General features: G+C 65.8%; 20 protein-coding genes. 19 read left to right on the plus strand and 1 reads right to left on the minus strand.

Going from position 1 to position 18,279, the window contains the following annotated elements; all coding sequences use genetic code 11:
- Positions 1-13 precede the first annotated feature (13 nt).
- The 14 genes from MJ8_RS15140 (at position 14) to MJ8_RS15205 (ending at position 13,724) form a co-directional block, all read left to right on the plus strand.
- On the plus strand, positions 14-1,738 hold the full coding sequence (locus MJ8_RS15140; RefSeq protein ID WP_201415106.1) for a phage/plasmid primase, P4 family: 1,725 nt from the start codon (positions 14-16) through the stop codon (positions 1,736-1,738).
- Positions 1,739-2,048: 310 nt separating this feature from the next.
- Entirely contained in the window at positions 2,049-2,885 is an 837-nt protein-coding gene (locus MJ8_RS15145) for a hypothetical protein (protein ID WP_201415107.1), read from the plus strand.
- Positions 2,886-2,981: 96 nt separating this feature from the next.
- Complete coding sequence (locus tag MJ8_RS15150) at positions 2,982-3,578, plus strand: phage tail protein (protein WP_201415108.1); 597 nt, start codon at positions 2,982-2,984, stop codon at positions 3,576-3,578.
- A gap of 174 nt (positions 3,579-3,752) precedes the next feature.
- Positions 3,753-4,319, plus strand: a complete 567-nt coding sequence (locus tag MJ8_RS15155; protein WP_210345621.1) for a hypothetical protein — start codon at positions 3,753-3,755, stop codon at positions 4,317-4,319.
- Positions 4,316-6,313, plus strand: a complete 1,998-nt coding sequence (locus tag MJ8_RS15160) for a terminase gpA endonuclease subunit (protein WP_225248275.1) — start codon at positions 4,316-4,318, stop codon at positions 6,311-6,313. The genes MJ8_RS15155 and MJ8_RS15160 overlap by 4 nt, the downstream gene beginning before the upstream one ends.
- Positions 6,310-7,914, plus strand: coding sequence for a phage portal protein (locus MJ8_RS15165; protein ID WP_201415110.1), 1,605 nt, complete (start codon positions 6,310-6,312; stop codon positions 7,912-7,914). Before MJ8_RS15160 ends, MJ8_RS15165 begins: the two co-directional genes overlap by 4 nt.
- Positions 7,914-8,186: a hypothetical protein gene (locus tag MJ8_RS15170; RefSeq protein WP_201415111.1), complete on the plus strand. Its 273-nt coding sequence runs from the start codon at positions 7,914-7,916 to the stop codon at positions 8,184-8,186. Before MJ8_RS15165 ends, MJ8_RS15170 begins: the two co-directional genes overlap by 1 nt.
- A gap of 9 nt (positions 8,187-8,195) precedes the next feature.
- Positions 8,196-9,527: a S49 family peptidase gene (locus tag MJ8_RS15175; protein ID WP_201415112.1), complete on the plus strand. Its 1,332-nt coding sequence runs from the start codon at positions 8,196-8,198 to the stop codon at positions 9,525-9,527.
- A gap of 45 nt (positions 9,528-9,572) precedes the next feature.
- The gene (locus tag MJ8_RS15180; protein WP_201415113.1) at positions 9,573-10,352 is read left to right on the plus strand and encodes a hypothetical protein; all 780 of its coding nucleotides are present in this window, start codon (positions 9,573-9,575) and stop codon (positions 10,350-10,352) included.
- 57 nt (positions 10,353-10,409) lie between these two features.
- Complete coding sequence (locus tag MJ8_RS15185) at positions 10,410-11,465, plus strand: major capsid protein (protein ID WP_201415114.1); 1,056 nt, start codon at positions 10,410-10,412, stop codon at positions 11,463-11,465.
- A gap of 48 nt (positions 11,466-11,513) precedes the next feature.
- Entirely contained in the window at positions 11,514-11,744 is a 231-nt protein-coding gene (locus MJ8_RS15190) for a hypothetical protein (protein WP_041005510.1), read from the plus strand.
- Between the two features lie 30 nt (positions 11,745-11,774).
- Positions 11,775-12,167 (plus strand): hypothetical protein, encoded by a 393-nt coding sequence (locus MJ8_RS15195; RefSeq protein WP_201415115.1) that lies wholly within the window; start codon positions 11,775-11,777, stop codon positions 12,165-12,167.
- A complete protein-coding gene (locus MJ8_RS15200; RefSeq protein ID WP_201415116.1) occupies positions 12,164-12,973 on the plus strand; it encodes a hypothetical protein in 810 nt (269 codons plus the stop codon). The genes MJ8_RS15195 and MJ8_RS15200 overlap by 4 nt, the downstream gene beginning before the upstream one ends.
- Before the next feature lie 202 nt (positions 12,974-13,175).
- A complete protein-coding gene (locus tag MJ8_RS15205) occupies positions 13,176-13,724 on the plus strand; it encodes a phage baseplate assembly protein V (protein ID WP_201415117.1) in 549 nt (182 codons plus the stop codon).
- A 131-nt stretch (positions 13,725-13,855) separates the two neighbouring features.
- Here MJ8_RS15205 and MJ8_RS15210 read toward each other — a convergent pair whose 3' ends face one another.
- Positions 13,856-14,311: a carboxymuconolactone decarboxylase family protein gene (locus MJ8_RS15210; RefSeq protein ID WP_201415118.1), complete on the minus strand. Its 456-nt coding sequence runs from the start codon at positions 14,309-14,311 to the stop codon at positions 13,856-13,858.
- Positions 14,312-14,548: 237 nt separating this feature from the next.
- Between MJ8_RS15210 and MJ8_RS15215 the strand changes: the two genes are divergently transcribed.
- The 5 genes from MJ8_RS15215 to MJ8_RS15235 all read left to right on the plus strand — a co-directional run bounded on the left by MJ8_RS15215 (position 14,549) and on the right by MJ8_RS15235 (position 18,255).
- Positions 14,549-15,412 carry a sigma-70 family RNA polymerase sigma factor gene (locus MJ8_RS15215; protein ID WP_201415119.1) on the plus strand — a complete coding sequence of 288 codons (864 nt, stop codon included), beginning with the start codon at positions 14,549-14,551 and terminating at the stop codon, positions 15,410-15,412.
- A gap of 137 nt (positions 15,413-15,549) precedes the next feature.
- Entirely contained in the window at positions 15,550-15,768 is a 219-nt protein-coding gene (locus tag MJ8_RS15220; protein ID WP_201415120.1) for a hypothetical protein, read from the plus strand.
- An 11-nt stretch (positions 15,769-15,779) separates the two neighbouring features.
- Positions 15,780-16,157, plus strand: coding sequence for a GPW/gp25 family protein (locus MJ8_RS15225; RefSeq protein WP_201415121.1), 378 nt, complete (start codon positions 15,780-15,782; stop codon positions 16,155-16,157).
- A gap of 110 nt (positions 16,158-16,267) precedes the next feature.
- Positions 16,268-17,131, plus strand: a complete 864-nt coding sequence (locus MJ8_RS15230) for a baseplate J/gp47 family protein (protein ID WP_201415122.1) — start codon at positions 16,268-16,270, stop codon at positions 17,129-17,131.
- The gene (locus MJ8_RS15235) at positions 17,128-18,255 is read left to right on the plus strand and encodes a phage tail protein (RefSeq protein ID WP_201415123.1); all 1,128 of its coding nucleotides are present in this window, start codon (positions 17,128-17,130) and stop codon (positions 18,253-18,255) included. The genes MJ8_RS15230 and MJ8_RS15235 overlap by 4 nt, the downstream gene beginning before the upstream one ends.
- The last annotated feature ends 24 nt before the right edge of the window (positions 18,256-18,279 follow it).

Below are 18,279 nucleotides of genomic sequence, written 5' to 3' on the forward strand. Positions count from 1 at the left end.
AAAGAAATCCGCAATGCCCGAAGAGGTCGCTGCCGTGCTTGCGGAAGCGACGCGGCAGGCGCGCGCTGCAGGTCTCGAGCCGGATGATGGCGAACCCGGCACGGCGCCGCGCAAGGGCAGCAAGGTGGACCTGGAGGTCGTCAGGGCCTGCGCATCCCTCGACCACTCCGATACCGACAACGCCGAAAGGCTGCTTGCCCATTTCGGCGAGGATCTGCTGGTGCGCGCACAGTCCAAGGCGCGGCGGGCGGCCTTTGCCGTCTGGACCGGCACGCATTGGGATATCGAGACCGGCGAGCCGCGCGCCTTGGCGATCGCGCAGAATGTCGGCGGCCGCATCGCGCTCGAGGTCGATTTCACCGAGCCGACCGAGGCCGAACGGCATGCGATCGAGAGCGGGCTCAAGGCCTGCAAGATCCCCGGGGAAGAGCGCACCCCCGCGCAAAAGCGACTGGCCAAGCTCGCAGAAGCCGCGCAGGCGAATGTCGCCCGGCGGGTCAGCCGCCGCATGACCCATGCGGTGTCTTCGAAAAACAAGGCCAGGCTCGAAGCCATGCTTGCCTGCGCGGCGCCGCACATCCAGCGCGGCCCGGACGAGTTCAACGCCGACCCGCTCAAGGTGGCGCTGGCAAGCCACACGCTCTGCTTCCGCCGCACCCGCAAGCGTGTCCGCAACCCCGCCTATGACGATCCCGACGACAATCGCGAGGAGGTGCCCGAATTCATCGAAGTCCCCGACGCCGAGCTGAAAGTGGTGGAAGGGCATCGCCGCCAGGACATGATCACGCAGCGCGTGCCGGTGGAATATGACCCGCAAGCGACATGCCCGAAATGGAATGAGTTCGTGCGCGACAAGTTGCCGATCGACGCCGTGCGCCGTATGGTCCAGGTGGCATCCGGCCTGGGCCTTGTCGGGCTGACGGTGCAAAAGCTGTTCTTCCACTACGGCAAGGGCGCTAACGGCAAATCCGTCTACATGGAAACGCTTTGTCGGTTGCTGGGCGAGGTGGCGGTAACCCTGCCTTCGGAGTCCTTCATCGGCGAAGGCAAGGCCGGCGGTGCGGCCAACCCCGATATGGCGCGGCTTTATGGCCGGCGTTTCCTGCGCGTGAAGGAGCTGCCAGAGGGCGAGGATCTGCGCGAGAACCTGGTCAAGGACCTGACCGGCGGCGAGCATTTCACCGTGCGCGACCTGTTCGAGGGCTATTTCGATTTCCGGCCGGTCTTCACCGGCCACATGTCGGGCAACGGCTACCCGCGCATATCCGGCACCGACAACGGCATCTGGCGGCGTATGGCCGTCATCCACTGGTCGAAGATCATCGCCGAGGCCGATCAGCGCGAGTTCGAGGAGGTGGTCTCGGAATTCGTGCCGGAATATCCAGGTATCCTGAACTGGCTGATTGAAGGCGTGCTGATCTTCCTGCGCGAGGGGCTTGTCATCCCCGATGCCGTGCGGCTGAAGACGCAGGAATATCGCGACGAGATGGACCGCACGTCCGCCTTCTGCGCGCGCTGCGTGGTGCCCGATCCGGCGGCCGAGCTGACCGCCAAACAGTTCTACCAGGCCTATGTCGACTTCACCGTTGACGAGGGCGGCAAGCCGATCTCGCTGACGGCTTTCGGGCTTATCATGAAGAAGAAGTATGAGCGGGTTGATGGGCGCATTGTCGTCTACCGCGGCGTGCGCCTGGTCGACGTACCTGCTTCGCGCGTGCCCGACCAGGAGGAGCGATGAGCCCCGAGCCCCTCCAGAACGTCAGTATGCCTGCGCGGTGGCGGCAGTTGCGGGAGTTCGCGACACAGGGCGACACTTCTTTCAGTGGCGATAAGGAAAATAAAACAATGGCTTGCGGGAGTCTGCACCAGTTCTGCGCACGTAACGGGCGAAGAGCGGGGCGAGGGGGAACGGAGCCTACGCAAAGCCTTCAAAAACTGTCGCTGGTGTCGCGTCCACGTCCAACCCTCTGGAATCGCACGCTTCGAGCTTTGCTCTGACTACTGCCTGACTCTCTCAAAACCATCGCGAACTGCTGCAGGAAGAAGACATGAAAACGGTGACGATTGACGAGCTGCTGACCTGGGCCTTCGTGCATGAGTTGCCGAAAGGCGGCGGCGTGGAAGGGCTGGACAATCCGCATTCGGCTTGGCGGTCCTTGCAGTCCTCCTCCTGGGGCAAGATCACCGGCTTTGGCGAGCTTGGCGCGCTGATCGACAGCGGCCGCAGGGACTATGAGAACTTCTGGCTCGAACAGGGCGAGCCGCACGAGGATGCGGTGACAGTCGGACGCGCTGTGGCGGGGCTGGCCGGGTGCGAAGTGGTAATCCCAGCCGGATGGAACGCCTTGGCCGATTGGCCGGATACGCAAGGACTGGCGGAACTCCATGTGGCAAGGGCAGTCGACCGCTATGGCAAACGGTCTCGCGAGCAGCGCGGCGAGGGAATTGTCTCGCTGATCGTCGGCACAGCGATCCTCGGGCGCGAACCGGACTGGACTGCAGAGGCGTCGAAGATCCGACTGGCTGAACGTGCTGGACGGCCTGCTTGGTTCGTCATGAAGCGGATGACGGATGAGAATGGCCAGACCTTCGACATCGAAGTGCATGGCTATGACGAACGCGCCAAGCGGCCGGTCAGCGGCGCCTATCGCAAGTATGAGTTCTCGACCGACCCGGGCGGCGACATCATGGGCAGGCTCGACTATCAGATCTGGGTCGCGGCGCTGCGCCGGCTGGAGAGCGAACTTGCCACGCAGTTGACCGGGCATCGGCTGGTGTTTTCCGATCGCTCGATGACGCCTTGGCTGGATGAGGACAGGCCCGGCGTATGGCTGGTTGACAGGGCCGCCGCCGGGCAAGTGAAAAAAACTGCCTCTGTCCGTTGACGCGCGGCAGAAACTTGACTTAGACCTGATCACGGTAAGAAAGAACTGGCCCCGGCGCTCCTCGCGACCGGGGCTTTTCGTTTTCGGAGCGCGAGCGTGGCCGGCCTGTTGGAGATCAGGTGGGCCGACCTGTCCGGGCTGAAGCGGCTGGACAACGCGCTTGGCCGCTTGAGCGAGCTGGAGCGTAGCGACGTCCTGCGGCGCGCCGTCAACCACGTCGGCGACAGGCTGCGCACCAAGCTGACGCGCACGCTGTCGAAGCAAACCGGGCTGCCATATCGCACGATCCGCAGGGCCATCAAGGTCGAGCGTCCCACTTACGGGAAGCTCGCCTATGTCATGCGCACGCAGGGCGGCGACGTCTCGCTCAAATACTTCAAGCCGCGCGAAACGCGGGCAGGGGTGACAGCCTCGCCCTTTGGACAGCGCCGGCTATTCGCAGGCGATTTCACCAAGGCGGGCCGCTTTCCAAATCGCGTCACGGCCAAAGGGCTCGGCGGCCACGTCTACGCCCCGGACCGGTCTTCGACGCGCTGGGGCAGGCCCGTCTCGTTCATCGATTCAGGCGTGATCATCCCCGCCGAGATGGTCAAGGGCGACACCGCTCAGGAATTCACCGAGTTCGCCAACCGCGAGCTGCCGCCGAGGATCATGCATGAGATCACCTTCATGCTCCCCGGTTTCTTCGACTGACCGGGCAGCAGCCCAGGCGTCACCGCGCAACAATAGGGACCGTAACCCAACTGCAACCCCCCACGGGCAGACCGGCCCCCGGATTTCCGCCAGTCGCACCGCTGAAAAAGTTGGGTTGTCGGGGTTGTCAGCGCCCTGAGGGAAGTTGTCAGAATGCCGCCCGAAGAGACCGTAATGGCGACGCCGGCCGACGTGGCGGCGCGAGACGGCGTTACGAAGCAGGCCGTCACGAAACTCGTGCGGCGACTGGTCGAGGAGCACGACCTGCCCGTCGAGCGCGACGCGCGCGACCGCATCATGCGCTTCTCGCTGGCGCACTACGATCATTACCGCGGCGAGTTTGCGAGTTCCGAGAAGGTGGCGGCGGCACGCAAGGATGCGCCGACAGCATCGCCCGCCAATTCCAGCACGTCGCGCGACGAGGCGCTTCGGCAGGAAGCCTGGCTGAAGGTCGGGCGGGAGAAGCTGCGCCGGCAGGAGCATATCGGGCAGCTCGTGCGCGCCGATCGCATGCGCGAGGCCTTGACGGTCTGCGGTCGCGAGATCCGGTCGAGCATCGCCCGGCTGCAGAACAAGGCCGACGATATGGCGCTTGCCGTTTCGCGGGAAGGTTCGCACGGCCTGCGCGTCTTGTTGCGGCAGATCGCTTTCGAACTCAACACCGAGATCGCGGATCGCCTGGCCGCCATCGTCTCGCAAGCGACCGAGCACGACGAGGCGCTCGAGGACGAAGAACTTTGAGCATCCACATGGGGCCCGGCCACCCGGGAGCGCTGCGCCTGGCCGGCGTGGCACTGGCGGATGGCATCAGACCCCGGCCGCCGGCGCGATTTCGCGAGTGGCTGCCCAAGAACATCGTCCTGGTCGACGGGCCGAAGAAGGGAGAATTCTGGGCGCTGGACGACGCGCCATATCTTGGCGAGATCGCCGACTGCCTCAGCATCGAGCATCCTTGCAACCTGGTGACGGTGCGCAAGTCGCAGCAGACCGGCGTGTCGATCCTGGCGCTGGCCTGGGCGCTCTACATCGCCGACACCGCGCCGGACAACACGATCTACGGCCTGCCGTCGATAGACTTCCTGCAGGACATGAACAGCCAGAAGCTGCAGCCGCTGATCGAGGCCTGGCAGAAGGAGACGGGTAAGCAGGTCATCTTTCCCGCGGTTAGCCGGTCCGGCGTTGGCTCCACCATCTACGAGAAGCGCTTCGCGGGCGGATCGCTGATGCTGGCCAACGCCAATGTGGCGACCGACCTGTCGGGCAAGACAACGCGCTACGGCGTCAAGGACGAAGTCTCGAAGTGGCAGACCCACGTCACCGGCGACGATCCCGAGACGTTGTTCTTCGGCCGTTTCACGGCCTTCCGTCGCACGAAGTCCTACAAGATATTCGAGCTGTCGACGCCCGAGATCGACACCGGCGACGAGCTCGGCGACGCCCAGGGGCATTGCCGCATCGACCGGTCCTTCAAGCGTTCGGACCAGCGCTTCTGGAACATCGCTTGCGTCGAATGCCGTTCAGAGTTCGTCCAGTCGCATGAGGGCTTCCACCTCGACCGGCTGCATCCGCATAAGAGCTTCTATGTCTGCCCGCATTGCGGACACATCGTCAGCGAAACGGAGCGGGTCATCGGCGTTCGCCACGGTCGCTACGTAGCCACGCTCACCGGCCCCGACCGGCATCCGGGCTTCCACGTCGACGCCTTCATCTCGCTGATGATGAGCTACGAGGCGATCGCGGAAGACATGCTCAACCAGGCCAAGCCCGGCGGGCTCGGCGAAAAGGGCATCTTCAACCTGGTGTACGGCCTTCCCGCCAAGGTGAAGGGCAACGCGCCGGAATACGAGCGGCTGATGGAGCGCCGCGAGCCCTTCGCCGAAATGAGGGTCCCGGCGGACGGCCTTGTCCTGGTCGCTGGCGCCGACGTGCAGCATAACGGCATCTGGGCCGTGGTCGTCGCATTCGGCGAGGACCGGCAGAGCTGGGTGCTCGGCGTTCGCTTCTTCGAAGGCACGACCGACAATCCCGGCGAGGGCGCCTGGACGAAGCTCGACGCGTTCTTCGCCAAGCCGCTCGACGATGCCTTCGGCGGACAGCGGCGGATCGAGGCGCTGGCGGTGGACGGCGGTGACGGCGGCCGCACCAACCAGGTGCTGGAGTGGTGCCGGCGCCGCGCCAATGCCTATGCGGTCAAGGGCGTCGGCGGCCGCGGCGTGCCGGCGATTAGCGTTCCGGCCAAGAAGTCGGTCACCAAGCGCGGCAAGCGCAAGCGTTTCGGCAGCGCCATGCTGTGGCCCGTCGGCACCTGGGGCCTGAAGGCGGAGCTGTTCGCCAACCTGCACAAGCTCGGCCTTCGCTCCGGCGAGCCGGCAGACCCGCCGGGTTATGTGCATTTCGGCGACTTCCTGCCGAAGGAATATTTCCTGCAGCTCACGGCCGAAGCCTTCGTGGCCGAGGTCGTGCGCGGCAAGTTCCACGAGGAATGGAGACGCCTGAGGCCGGACAATCACTGCCTCGACGCTCATGTCTACGCCATGGCCATGGCCGAGATGCTCGGCCTCTCCACGAGGCGGGCGGACGACTGGTCGGCCTTACGGCAGCGGCTGCAACCGCCGCTCGAGCCCGACCTGCTCAACGGCCTGACCTTGGCCGCTCCGAATGCGCCGGCGCCGGTGGCGACGACGAATGACCCGGCCTCGCAGGCCCGGCGCCAGAAATGGAAGAACCGCAAATGAAGTTGCTGGACAGGATATTCGGCAGGGAAGGCGCGTCCGCTCCGCGCCCGTCTCCGCAGGCCGGATATCTGCGCGACAGCCGCTCGAGGATACTGTCGACGCGCGGCACAGCGCTGCGCGACCATCGCGACGAAGTTCGCATTGCCTGGCGGCGGGCCGCTGGGCTGGCGATGGACATCATCCAGAATTCAGGCCGGCTGCGTGGCGCCGTCGACCAAGTCATCGCCGACACGGTCGGCGTCGAGCTGATTCTCAGCCCGGCGCCTGACCTGTCGGCGTTCGGCTATGACAAGCAGGAGTCGGATGAGTTCATCAGACTGCTGAAGGCGGCGTGGAAGCACTGGGCCTGGAACCCGCGCGAATGCGACCTCAAGGGCAAGTTCATCGTGCCGCAGAAGGTCGACATCGCGCTGCGCCACGACGTCGTCTATGGCGAGGCCCTGGCGCTGATGGACTACATGTCGCCAGCCGAACGCCGCCGCTACGGCATCGCGTCCGGGACCAAGATTTGCCTGACCACACCGACCGCGCTTGTGCAGGACACAAGCGAGATCGAGGGGCTCTACCAGGGCGTCATCCATGACCCGAACGGCCGCCCGATCGCCTATCGCCTCGCCGAAAAGGAAACCGGCATCGTCGTCAAGCGCGACCACGCGGCTTATGACGGCGAGGGGCGGCAGATGGTCGCCCATGTTTTCGATCCGGTCGACAGCAACGACGTTCGCGGCATTTCCCGCCTCGTGGCGGCGTTCCGAGAATATCTGCAATGGGAGACACTGGTCGACGTCACGATCCAGACCGGGATCCTGCAAACCGTCTTCGCCCAGGTCCTGACCAGCGAGAGGCCATCAGCCGAGGCATTCGAAGGGCTGGAAGCTCTGGGCGAGACCCAGGAGGGCAAGGCGCTGCGCGACGAGTTTCGCGACTATTTCCTGGCCGTCATGGACAAGGCGGCGGAAAGCGAGATCTCCGTCGGCACCGATCCGAAGCTGTCGCATCTGGCGCCCGGCGAGAAGCTGGAATTGATGTCGACCGGCATTCCGGGGCCGCAATTCCTGCCCGTCTCGACCGAACTGCAGCGCGGCATGGCGCGCGCGATCGGCATCAGCGTCGCCAGCTACACCATGAATTACGAGGGCGCGACCTATTCCTCGACCCGCATGGAAAGCGCCTCGCTGCATCCCGTGGTCACCCGCCGCCGTGAGCGTATCGCAGCACCCATCTGCCAACTCGCCTACGAGCATCTCGTCGACGAGCTGATCGGCACCGGGCGCTTGCCCTTCAAGGGCGGCTACGAGGCCTTCAAGGCCAATCGCGACAAGGTGCTTTGGGCCAACTGGCAGGGACCGGCCAAGGCCACCGCCGACGACCAGAAGAGCGCCAAGGCCGCGACCGAGCGCCTGCTCAACGGCACGTCGACGCCGGACATGGAATGCGCCGAGATCGGCGCCGACGCGGAGGAAGTCTTTGAGCGCCGGCTCTATTGGCACAAGCGTTATGCCGATGCCGGCATGCCGTCGCCCTTCGTGCGCAATGCCGGCGATCCGAAGGATGACGTCATACCGGCCGAGAAAGCGCCCACACAGAAGGAAGACGCCTGATGCCGGCCCTCGTCAGCATCAACGGCGTCGCCGTCGACCAGGAAGATCCCTGCGCGCTCTACCAGGCGCTTTACGCGGCCAAGCTGCGCATCCTCGCCGGCGAGCATGTCGAGGAGCTGCAGATCCAGTCGCCGGTCACGCGCGAGCTGATGCGGTTTTCAGTGGCGAACCTGAAATCGCTCGATGCCGAGCTGATGCGCCTCGCCGCCGCCTGCTCGGCAAAGTCAGGCAAGCGCTCGCGCTACGCCAAGACCATGCGGTTCATCCGCTAGGAGCCATCCATGTCATCGCTGATCCACATCGCCGACCGGGTGCTGAACCGGCCGCTCCTGATCACGCGCGACAAGGCCGAGGTCATCCTCTCCGTTCTCGCCGGCCGCATCGGCGTGAACGCGCCAGATGCATCGCGTTTCGAGGGCTCCTCGGTTGTCGAGGACGAAAGCGGCGCCCGTCGCGCCGTGCCTTATCGCGTCACGCGCGATGGCGTCGGCATCATCACCATCACCGGCTCGCTGGTGAACCGCGGGGCCTGGGTCGGGGCGAGCTCCGGTCTCACCTCCTATGAAGGCATCGGCTTCCAGTTGAAGTCCGCCGCGGCAGACCCGGCCGTCAGGTCGGTCATCCTCGACATGCATTCGCCGGGCGGCGAAGCCGTCGGCGCCTTTGAAACGGCCGCTCTCGTGCGCGATCTGGCCGCGAAGAAGCTTGCCGTCGCCGTGGTCAACGGCATGGCGGCATCCGCCATGTACGCCATCGCCTCCGGCGCCACCGAGATCGTCACCACCGAAACCGGCATCTCGGGCTCGATCGGCGTCGTTCTGCTGCACGCCGATTTCAGCCGACAGCTCGACCGCGAAGGCATCACACCGACGCTGATCCATGCCGGCGCGCACAAGGTGGACGGCAATCCGTTCGAGCCGCTTTCCGATGCGGTCCGCGAGGACCTGCAAGCCGAGGTCGACGCCTTTTACGGCGCTTTCCTGACCACGGTCGCGAAGGGGCGCGGCAGCAGGTTGACCGCTGCCGCCGCGCGCAAGACGGAAGCCCGCACTTTCATCGGCAAGGCAGCCGTCGACGCCGGCGTCGCAGATCGGGTCGGTTCTTTCGAGACCGTGCTCGCCGAACTTTCCCGCGCCTCCACGCCGAAAGGCGGGCGCTCAACCTCGCAGAAAGGGAGCACATCCATGAGCGAGACCACCGGCGCGCCCGCCGCCACCGAAGTTGCGGGCATTTCAAAGGCCGATCACGACAAAGCCGTCGCCGAGGCCGAGAAGAAGGGCCACGCCGCCGGCAGCGCCGAAGCCGGCAAGCGCCTCGCCACCGCGCTTGGCGCCGAAGGCATCAAGGGCGATGGCACCCGCATGGCGGCCGCCCTCGAGCTGGCGGCGAAGTCGCCCGATATGTCGGGCGAGGACGTTGCCGCCTTCGTGGTCGCCAATGTCGGCGCCTCCAAGCCCGCGGAGGCCGATGCTTCCACCTATGAGAAGTCGCGCCTCGCCGCGGCAGGCCTGGCGCAGCCCGGCGCAAACAGCGCCGAGGCATCGCAGCAGGCGGCAAGCCGCATCCTGGCCAACTACCGCGCCTCGACGGGCGCGCCTGCCAAGCAGGGCTGACGCCCAGGCCCATCCAACCGCAACTCGTCACCGAAAGGGTTGATCATGACCAGCATTCCGTTCGCACAGCCGGGCATGGCGGCCCGCGACGTGTCCGATGCCTTCAGCTCCGCCGAGATCTTCAATTCGGCCATTCCGCATCCCGTGACGGAGGATTTTCCCGTTGCCGCCGATGTGGCCATTCCAGCCTTCTCGGTGGTCCGCCTCGCGGCCTCCGGCCTCAGCCTCGCGCTTGCCACCTTCGCCTTTGCCCCTGGGGCCCGGGCGGCCGGACGGCTGGTGTTTTCCGGCGTCGGCGCCGCCGACGACACCATCACCGTCGCCGCGACCGTCTACACGCTGAAGGCTGCCCCGACCACCGTCGCCGGGCAGGTCAAGATCGGCGCGACGGCGGCGGAAACGGCCAGCAACCTGATCGCAGCCATCAACGGCGGCGCCGGCGCCGGCACGCTCTACGGTTCGCTGACCGTGCCGCATCCGGATGTGACCGCGCAGGCTGATGCCGCCGGCATCGTCGGCGTCGTCGCCAAGGTGGCCGGCGCCGCCGGCAATGCGATCGCCACCACGGAAACCGGTTCGGTCACCGCCTTCGCCAACGCCACGCTGGTCGGCGGCGTCGACCAGGTCGGCGTGCAGGCGATCGGCGTCACCACGGCGCCGGTGGTCGACACCGACGCCGCGCAGAGCGTCGCGATCTATCGCGCCGGGAATTTCAACCCGGATGCGCTGAACTGGGACGCCTCCTTCAACACCGACGCCAAGCGCGAGGCCGCGTTCCGGGGCGCGCCGTCGCCCACCAACATCCTCATCCGCAAGCGCCTCTGACCGCGCATCTTCAACGCAATCGCGGCCCCGGCCGCCTCTTTCACAAGGGCCAAGACCATGGCGGACTTCGACCACTACGAACTCTGGGACACGCACACTCTGCTTGGCGTGTTCCGCGAACTGGACATCGTGCCGAGCTACTGGCTCGACCTGCTCTTCCCGCACGAGATGTCGTTCACCGACGAATATGTCGACCTCGAGAAGATTCCGCGCGCCGGCCGCAAGCTCGCGCCATTCGTCGCGCCGATGGCGCAGGGACGTGCGATCTACGAGGAGGGCGCACGGGTCGAGCGCTTCAAGCCGGGCTATGTGAAGCCGAGCGATCCCGTGTCCCCGCTGCGCGCGCTCACCCGCCGTCCCGGCACCTTGCTCGGCCCTAACGCGCAGACGCCGCAGGCGCGCTACGATGCGGTGAAAGCCGACATCCTGCAGTACCATCGTGTCGCGATCGAAAGGCTGTGGGAATGGATGGCCGCGAAGGCCATCATCGACGGGAAGGTCGTCATCGAAGGCAAGGACATGCCGCAGCGCCTCGTCGATTTCGGCCGCGCCGCAGGCCACACCGTCGTGCTCGGCGCCGGCGCCCGCTGGGGCGAGGCCGGAGTGTCGATCCTGGACGACATCCAGGGTTGGGCGGATATGATGCATGCGGCCGAGTTCGGTGGCGCGCCCAACCGCATCACGGTCGGCATCGACGCCTGGGGCGTCATGCGCCGCGATACCGAGATCCTCGCCGAAATGGACCTGACGCGGCGCGGCAATGCCGACCTGACCATCAAGACCGGGCTGATGACCACCGGCGAGGTGCGCTATGGCGGCACGCTCGGCGGCGGGATCGAGGTGTGGGTGTACAAGGATTACTACACCGTCAACGGTGCCGTGACGCCGTTCATGTCGCCCAAGGATGTCGTGCTCACCGGCCCGAACGTGCAGGGCTACCGCTGCTTCGGCGCGATCGTCGACGTGCATGCCCAGTTCCAGCCGCTGCCGATCTTCCCGCGCGACTACATCCCCGAGGGCGATGTGGCGGTCGAGCAGATCGTGACCCAGTCGGCGCCGCTCATGGTGCCGGTCAATCCCAATGCGACCCTGAAGGCGACCGTCGTCGCCTGATCGCGGCGACCTCGCCCCATCGTCTACCATCGAACCTGGAGAAGCATCATGGTCAAAGCGGTCGCTTTGAACACCGTCCATTTGTGCAAGACGCCGGGCGAGAGAAGCCCGGAAGGCAAGACCGTCAAGCGCGCCGAGATCGAGGTCAAGGCGCCCGGCGCGATCTTCGATGTCGACAAGAAGCAGCTTGACGATCTTGTCGGCCGAGGCGCCGCCCGCCCGGCTACCAAGGTCGACCTGGCGCGCGCCGATGAGTCGAGCCAGATGGATCTCGGCTAGGCCGACCAGCCTGCCTGACGGGATCCTCTCATGGACATTCGTGCAGCCCGCTCGCGCCTCGTCCATGAGACGCGCTCCCGCCTCGGCGACCTGATCACCATTCGCGCCAAAGTGCGGGGTGAGATGTCGGTTGCCGAAGATCCGTCCCGGTCGGCCATGATCGACCTCAAGGGCCGGTTCGATATCAGTCCCGACCTCGATTTCCTTGGCGGTCGCGACCGCGGTATGGCGCCGACCCGTTTTGCCGGCCGGCTGTGCACGATATCGATCCCGCGCGCGGACATGGCCTGGCTGCCGAAAAACGGTGACCAGGCGGAAGTGACGAGCCGCCCGGCCGAGCCGATCTACTCGATCGTGCGCGTCGTCGACGATCTGCCGGAAGTCATCGTGTTCTACCTGTCGAACCTGAAGGCCGCCACATGAGCCTGGTCAACGCCATGCTGCGCATGCTGGCCGCGCAGGCGCTGCGCGGTAACACCATCGCCGCTGACGGGGTGACAGATTCCTCGATCGAGGCCTTGTCTTCGATCATGAGCGACCGGCAGGCGCCGGTCATCCTGGTGCGGATCGACGAGGCCAAGTACAGCGGCCAGAACGAGGGGCTTTTCGTCACGTCCGGTACGGTGACCTTCGCGCTCGACCTGATCGTCGCAAGCGCCGTCGCCTACCAGACCACGGACGGCCAGACGGTGAACCAGATCGAAATCGCGGCCACGGACGCCGGCCTCGAATTCTCGCTCGACATGCTCGACCGTCAGTGGCGGCGCGTGCTGTCCGATCCGACCAACGATTTCGCCGAATGCTTTCGGGGCCTGATCGCCGCCTACGGCCCGGTGAAGGCCGCGCGCGGCGTCGACCCTGAAGGCGGCCGCAAGCACGCCATCCGGATGGTCGAGATCGAGATCGAGCCCGTCTGCGATCCGGCGCCTGGCGCGCCGGTGCCGGCCGTCATCGACGCGGCGCTGACCAGGCTCGCGATGGTCGCGGACTATCAGGCGGCGGTCGCCATCATGCGCGCCGAGCTTAGCAAGGGCGCCGATCTGACGAGCTGGCAGAAGGTGCAGTCGACCCTGATGAGCACGGCGACGGTGCCAGGCATGTTGGGCGTTGCGCCGCCGGACGCGCTTCCCGGCCTCGTCGAGGCCGTCGACTTCGACGATGTCGGCACCGTGATTAATGGCGCCGAGACCGAGCTGACGGAAGACATCCTGCCCGATCCGGAGTTTTGATCATGCCTCACGGGCCGCACCGCTCGCGTTGCTCGCCGGCCCTCCGGCGGGGCGGGCAAACGTGCCCGACGGCCAGTCGGCCTTGCGGCCTGCGGCCGGGGCCCCCTTCGGGCGAAGCCCGCAAGCCCGACCGGGCGTCGCGCCCCATGGCGCGCCTCGCCGGAGCCGCAGGTGGCGAAGCCACCGATGCGCGGCGTGAGGCATGACGATGGACGCCGAACTGGTGAAGGTCATTCTCGGCCTGCAGGCCGATATCGCCGCGCTCAAGCGCATGGTCGCAGGCAACCTGCGCTTCGGCACGGTGAAGAAGGTCGACCACGCGGCCCACCGCGTGCAGCTCCTGCTGTCCGACGCCAACGGCCGCGAGTTCCTGTCGCCACTGCGCCCATGGGGTGAGATCGCGGGCAACGAGAAATCCTGGCGCCCGCCGACGGAGGGGCAGCAGATGATGCTGGTCGCGCCGCATGGCGACATGCGCCAGGCCGTCGCGCTGCCGCTGACCTATTCGGACCAGAACGCCGCGCCGTCATCGGATCCTGGCACGCGGATCCTGTCGAAGTTCGGCGGCGCGTCCATGCTGTTCGACGGCGGCGGCGACCGGGCCGAACTGTCGGCATCGCGCATCGACCTCGGCGCAGCCGAGGGGAAGAAGGTCGCCCGCGTCGGCGACAAGGTCCACGTCATGTCGGGCTCCTCGACCGGCTTCTGGCCGATCGTCGAGGGGTCCTCGAAAGTCTATGCGGCCGACTAGTGGTGAAAGCCTAGCGAAGTGGCCGGAAACGACCAACTTCGGTCGCGAGACAGCTAGCAAATGCAGCCTGCAAGCAGCCTTGATGGAAGCCGGATGGCGCCGTCGTAACTAGCGACGGCGCCCCCCTAATCTCAGGGCTGAGCCTTCACCGGCAGGCGAAAGGGAGCGCCTAGCCGGTTGAATGCGTTCATCGCTGCAATGGTGATGGTGAGATCCACTAGATCTTTAGGCTCGAAAGCAGCCGAAACAGCAGCATAAGCTTGGTCGGAAGCATGAGTCTCACTGACAAGCGTCACCTCCTCGGCCCAGGCCAGCGCCGCGCGGTACTGATCGGAAAAAAGGTGCGGTACCTCGGCCCACACTGGGACCAGAGTGACCTTGTCGGCCGCCATGGTTTTGAGCAAATCTCGGGTGTGGATGTCGATACAATGCGCGCAGCCGTTGATCTGCGACACGCGCAGGAACACGAGATGGACCAGTTCCTCGGGCAGATTGGTGTTGTGCGTGACATAGTGATGGACGCCGAATAGCGCCTTCGCTCCAACCGGTGCTACTTCGTACCAATTTAGGCGCGTGTTATGATTCATGATGATCTCCTTTAGCCGCGCTCGTGTATGCGCTGCCCACTCTGACGAGGCAGCGGTCGATGGCGTGACATCAAGAACTTCTTTTTTGGCGGGCGCGATGTCACATTTGCGCTGACTGGCTCGTCTCCTACCTCGGGCTTTGATTAAGCAAGAGGAACAAGGCTGGACGAAAGCAACGGGCCGATGTGGCCTGTGATTTCCTCGGCGAGAGTAGGAAGAGCGAAGCGAGCGTTGTGTATGCGGCTTTCAGACCAAAGGACTGCGGATTTCACTTCGGAGCGCGAGCGGCTGGTGCGCCTGAGCTATCGGATGCTGGGGTCAGTCAGCGAGGCGGAGGATGTTGTGCAGGATGCTTGGTTGCGCTGGGCAGGCACCGAGGACGAAATCGGCGCTCCCGCCGCCTACCTCACTCGTATCGTCACCCGACTATGTCTTGATCGCATGAAGTCAGCACGGGCGCGTCGCGAGACCTATGTCGGCCCTTGGCTGCCGGAGCCATTGGTCGAGACTGCAGATGCGTACGAAACCATTGCCGACGATGTAACTGTGACGCTGATGGTAGCACTGGAGCGACTGTCGCCCCTCGAGCGGGCAGCGTTCCTGCTCCACGAAGTGTTCGACGTAGCGCTAACCGAGGTGGCGGTCGTGCTTGATCGTGAACCTGCCGCAGTTCGGCAGCTTGCTTCTCGCGCACGCAAGAATGTTCAGACCGCACGGCAACGGTACAGCGTCGGCGCGGCGGAGGCCGAGCGAATCGCCCGCGCCTTTTTTGCTGCGTCGCGCGACGGCGATGTCGCCGCGCTTTCAGCCCTGCTCGCGCGCGATGTAGAGATCCATAGCGATGGCGGTGGCAAGGTGCTGGCCTTCCGCAATGTTGTTCGCGGCGTTGAGCGTGCACTGCGCCTCTTCGTTTCTGCTCACCGCAAGGCTTTGACCCCGCCCACTTTCTTGCGAACTGCGATCATTGACGGCCTGTCGGGTTATGTCAGCCTCGACCCGAGCGGTGCGCTGCAGACAACAGCGCTGGGCATCCGCGAGAGCAAGATCTTCGCTATCTATATCGTCAAAAATCCAGACAAGCTGACGCACATTAGGGTCTAGTAGGCCTCCAGCGCGGTCGAAGCACCGAAGCGTCCGCCTTAACGTTTTCGCGGCTGAAACAGACGGGCGGCTTTCCACCCAGAACTACTCTGCGCTTCGGTACCAAGCGTTAAGCGTTCACCACTAGGAGGGCTTTCATGCAGCTCATCGTAACGCACCGCGCGCCGCATCTCGGCGCGGCGGGAACCTCGATCGACTTGACACTGTCGCAGGCGGTCTATGAGCGCCTTCGCGGCCATGTTGTCGAACCGGCCGCGCCGCCGCATTCGCCGAAGGCTGGGGCCAGCAAACCCCGTGAGCCGAAGGTGCCAAAGGAAAGGCCTGCCCTTCGTAGCCCGAAGGGCGCAGAAGGGTGACGCAATTCGGCATGGATCGCTTGACGGGTCTCCGCCAGAGCGGCTGGGACAATGTCATCCAGGCGATCGAGATCCTGCTGACGACGCGCTACTTCGAACGGTGCTTGAGGGAATATGTCGGCAGCCCGGTGCCCGCTCTGCTGGGCGAACTGGCGAATGTCCAGACCGTCATCCGCTTCCAGTGGTCGGTCGCGGCCGTGATCCTGCTTTTCGAGCCGCGCTTCACGCCGACGCGCATTTCGCCGCTGACGCTCGATCGCACGGGCGCATCCGACTGGGTCATCGAAGGCATCTATCGGCCGCGCGCCCATCTCGGCGACATGACCCCGGCCGGCACCGTCTCGCTGCGCCTCGGTCAGGCCGGCGGCCAACTGATCGTAACGGGGTAGACGGGCCGGGCCCGCAAGCCCGACCGGGCGTCGCGGCTCTTGCCGCGCCCCGCCGGAGCCGCAGGCGGCGACGCCGCCGGTGCGCGCCGGGAGGCAACCAGGAAACAACGATGCTCGATCTGTCCACGCTCGAGGGCTTGCCGGCGCCGCAGGCGATCTCCGTCACGTCGGAGGCCGACGCTCTCGCCGCGATCAAGGCCGTCTTCGTCGACCTGGCGACTGCCTATGGTCTCGACGTCTCCGGCATCATCGACCTCGAGGGCGAGCCGGGCAACATCCAGTTGCAGGTCGGCGCATTCAGGGAAGTCCTCTACCGCGCGGCCATCAACGACGCCGTAAAGGCGAACCTGCTGGCTTTTGCCGCTGGCGCGGACCTCGACCATCTCGCCGCCTTCTACGACGTGCTGCGGCTCGACGGCGAGACTGATGCCAGGCTCCGCGCCCGCACCGTGGTCGCTATATCCGGCCGCTCGACCGCCGGCTCCGAGGACTGGTACAAGAGCGCGGCGTTCCGGGCGAGCATCCGCGTCAAGGATGTCGCCGTCTATCGCGTCGGTACCGGCCCGGACATTCGCATCGCCGTGCTCGCGACCGACAATTTCGGCGAGCCGGATGCCGCGCTGCTCGCCGCGGTCGACGCCGAGGTGCAGAAGAACAGCGTGCGGGTGATCTCCGACCGCGTCACCGTGGTCTCGGCCACAAGCGCCACGGTCAACGTCGCCGCCGATATCTGGCTCCTGCCGACGACGCCGATGACCGTCTTCGACAGCCTCGAGGCGCTGTTGCGCCAGTCATTGGCCGACGAGGGCGGGCTCGGCTTCAACCTGACGCGATCCTGGCTGGTTTCCAAGCTCCAGGTGCCCGGCGTCCAGAAGGTGTCGTTGACCGCTCCGGTGACCGACACGACGGTGGATGACGGCGCCGCGGTGAAGCTCGGCACGGTCGCGCTGACCTATAAGGGCCGCGACCGGTGAGCGATCGGCAGAACCTGCTGCCGCAGAACGCGACGGCCTTCGAGCGCGCGCTGTCGGAATCGCTCGACCGCCTGCCGGAGCTGCAGCCCGGCTTCGACGAGCTGCGCGGCTTCAAGTTCGCGCCCGTGCAGGAATCTATCCTGCCATGGCTGGTGGTTGAGTACGGGCTTGGCGGGGTCACGCAATATCTGCCGGACCTCGCCTCGGTCATCGAATATGGCTTGCGGTGGCAGCGGGTGAAGGGCACCCCGCAGGGCGTGGCCGAAAGCCTGACATGGGTCGGCTACGCCTTCTCGACCTTCTACGAGGCGCCGCTGCGGCGCACGCGCTGGCACCTCTACGAGCTCGAGCTCGACCGCTTCCGCGACAATGAAGACGACCTTGCCACGATCGAGGCGGTCGTTCGCCTGTCGGACCCTGTGCGCTCCGAATTCTACCGCGCGTGGAATGGCTACAATGTGCGCGAGCACGATTGGGACTATTCGGTCTGGGACGACGGCATCTGGGACGACGCTTCCGGTGTCTTCCTGCATGCGGGCGGCGTCAAATGGTCGTTCGGCCGCACCTTCGACGCCGGCTTTCACGAGCTCACCGAGGCCGAGCTGACCGCGCTCGGCGCATGGATCGAGCCGGTCGAGGGCGGCTCCATCAGTTGGGGACCGTTCCCCTGGAACACGCCCGGGCTGCAATGGGTGTCGGATGCGGCAGCCTCGCGCGCGCAGATCATCGCCACCGCGCTTTTGGCAAAGACCTGCTGGATTGGCGTCTACCGTCAGGACGGATCGCCGATCGGCTTCCGCAAGGCGCGGGTCTACCGGCCGGTGGCCGCGCTCTTCGGTGGCTATTACCAGGCCGCGGGGCAGGGCTGGATCGCGGCCGACGTTCCCGGCGCGAATATCTACGTCGACGCCATGATGGATTTCGCCGAGGGCGACGGCGAGACAGTCCATTCATGGAGCGTCACGCTTGGCGGCGCGCCGGTTGGCGCGCACCCGGCGGGCATCATGTGGTTGCCCGGCGCCGCCATCGCCGGCGGCGCCATCGTCGGCGGCTTCGACATCGCGCCGGCGCAGCTCGGCAAGACTTCGCGCGAGCGCTTTCGCGCCATCCTGAAAATCGCCTGACGCGCGCTTGCGCGCGCACTCTTC

Source organism: Mesorhizobium sp. J8 (assembly GCF_016591715.1).
Classification (GTDB): Bacteria; Pseudomonadota; Alphaproteobacteria; order Rhizobiales; family Rhizobiaceae; genus Mesorhizobium.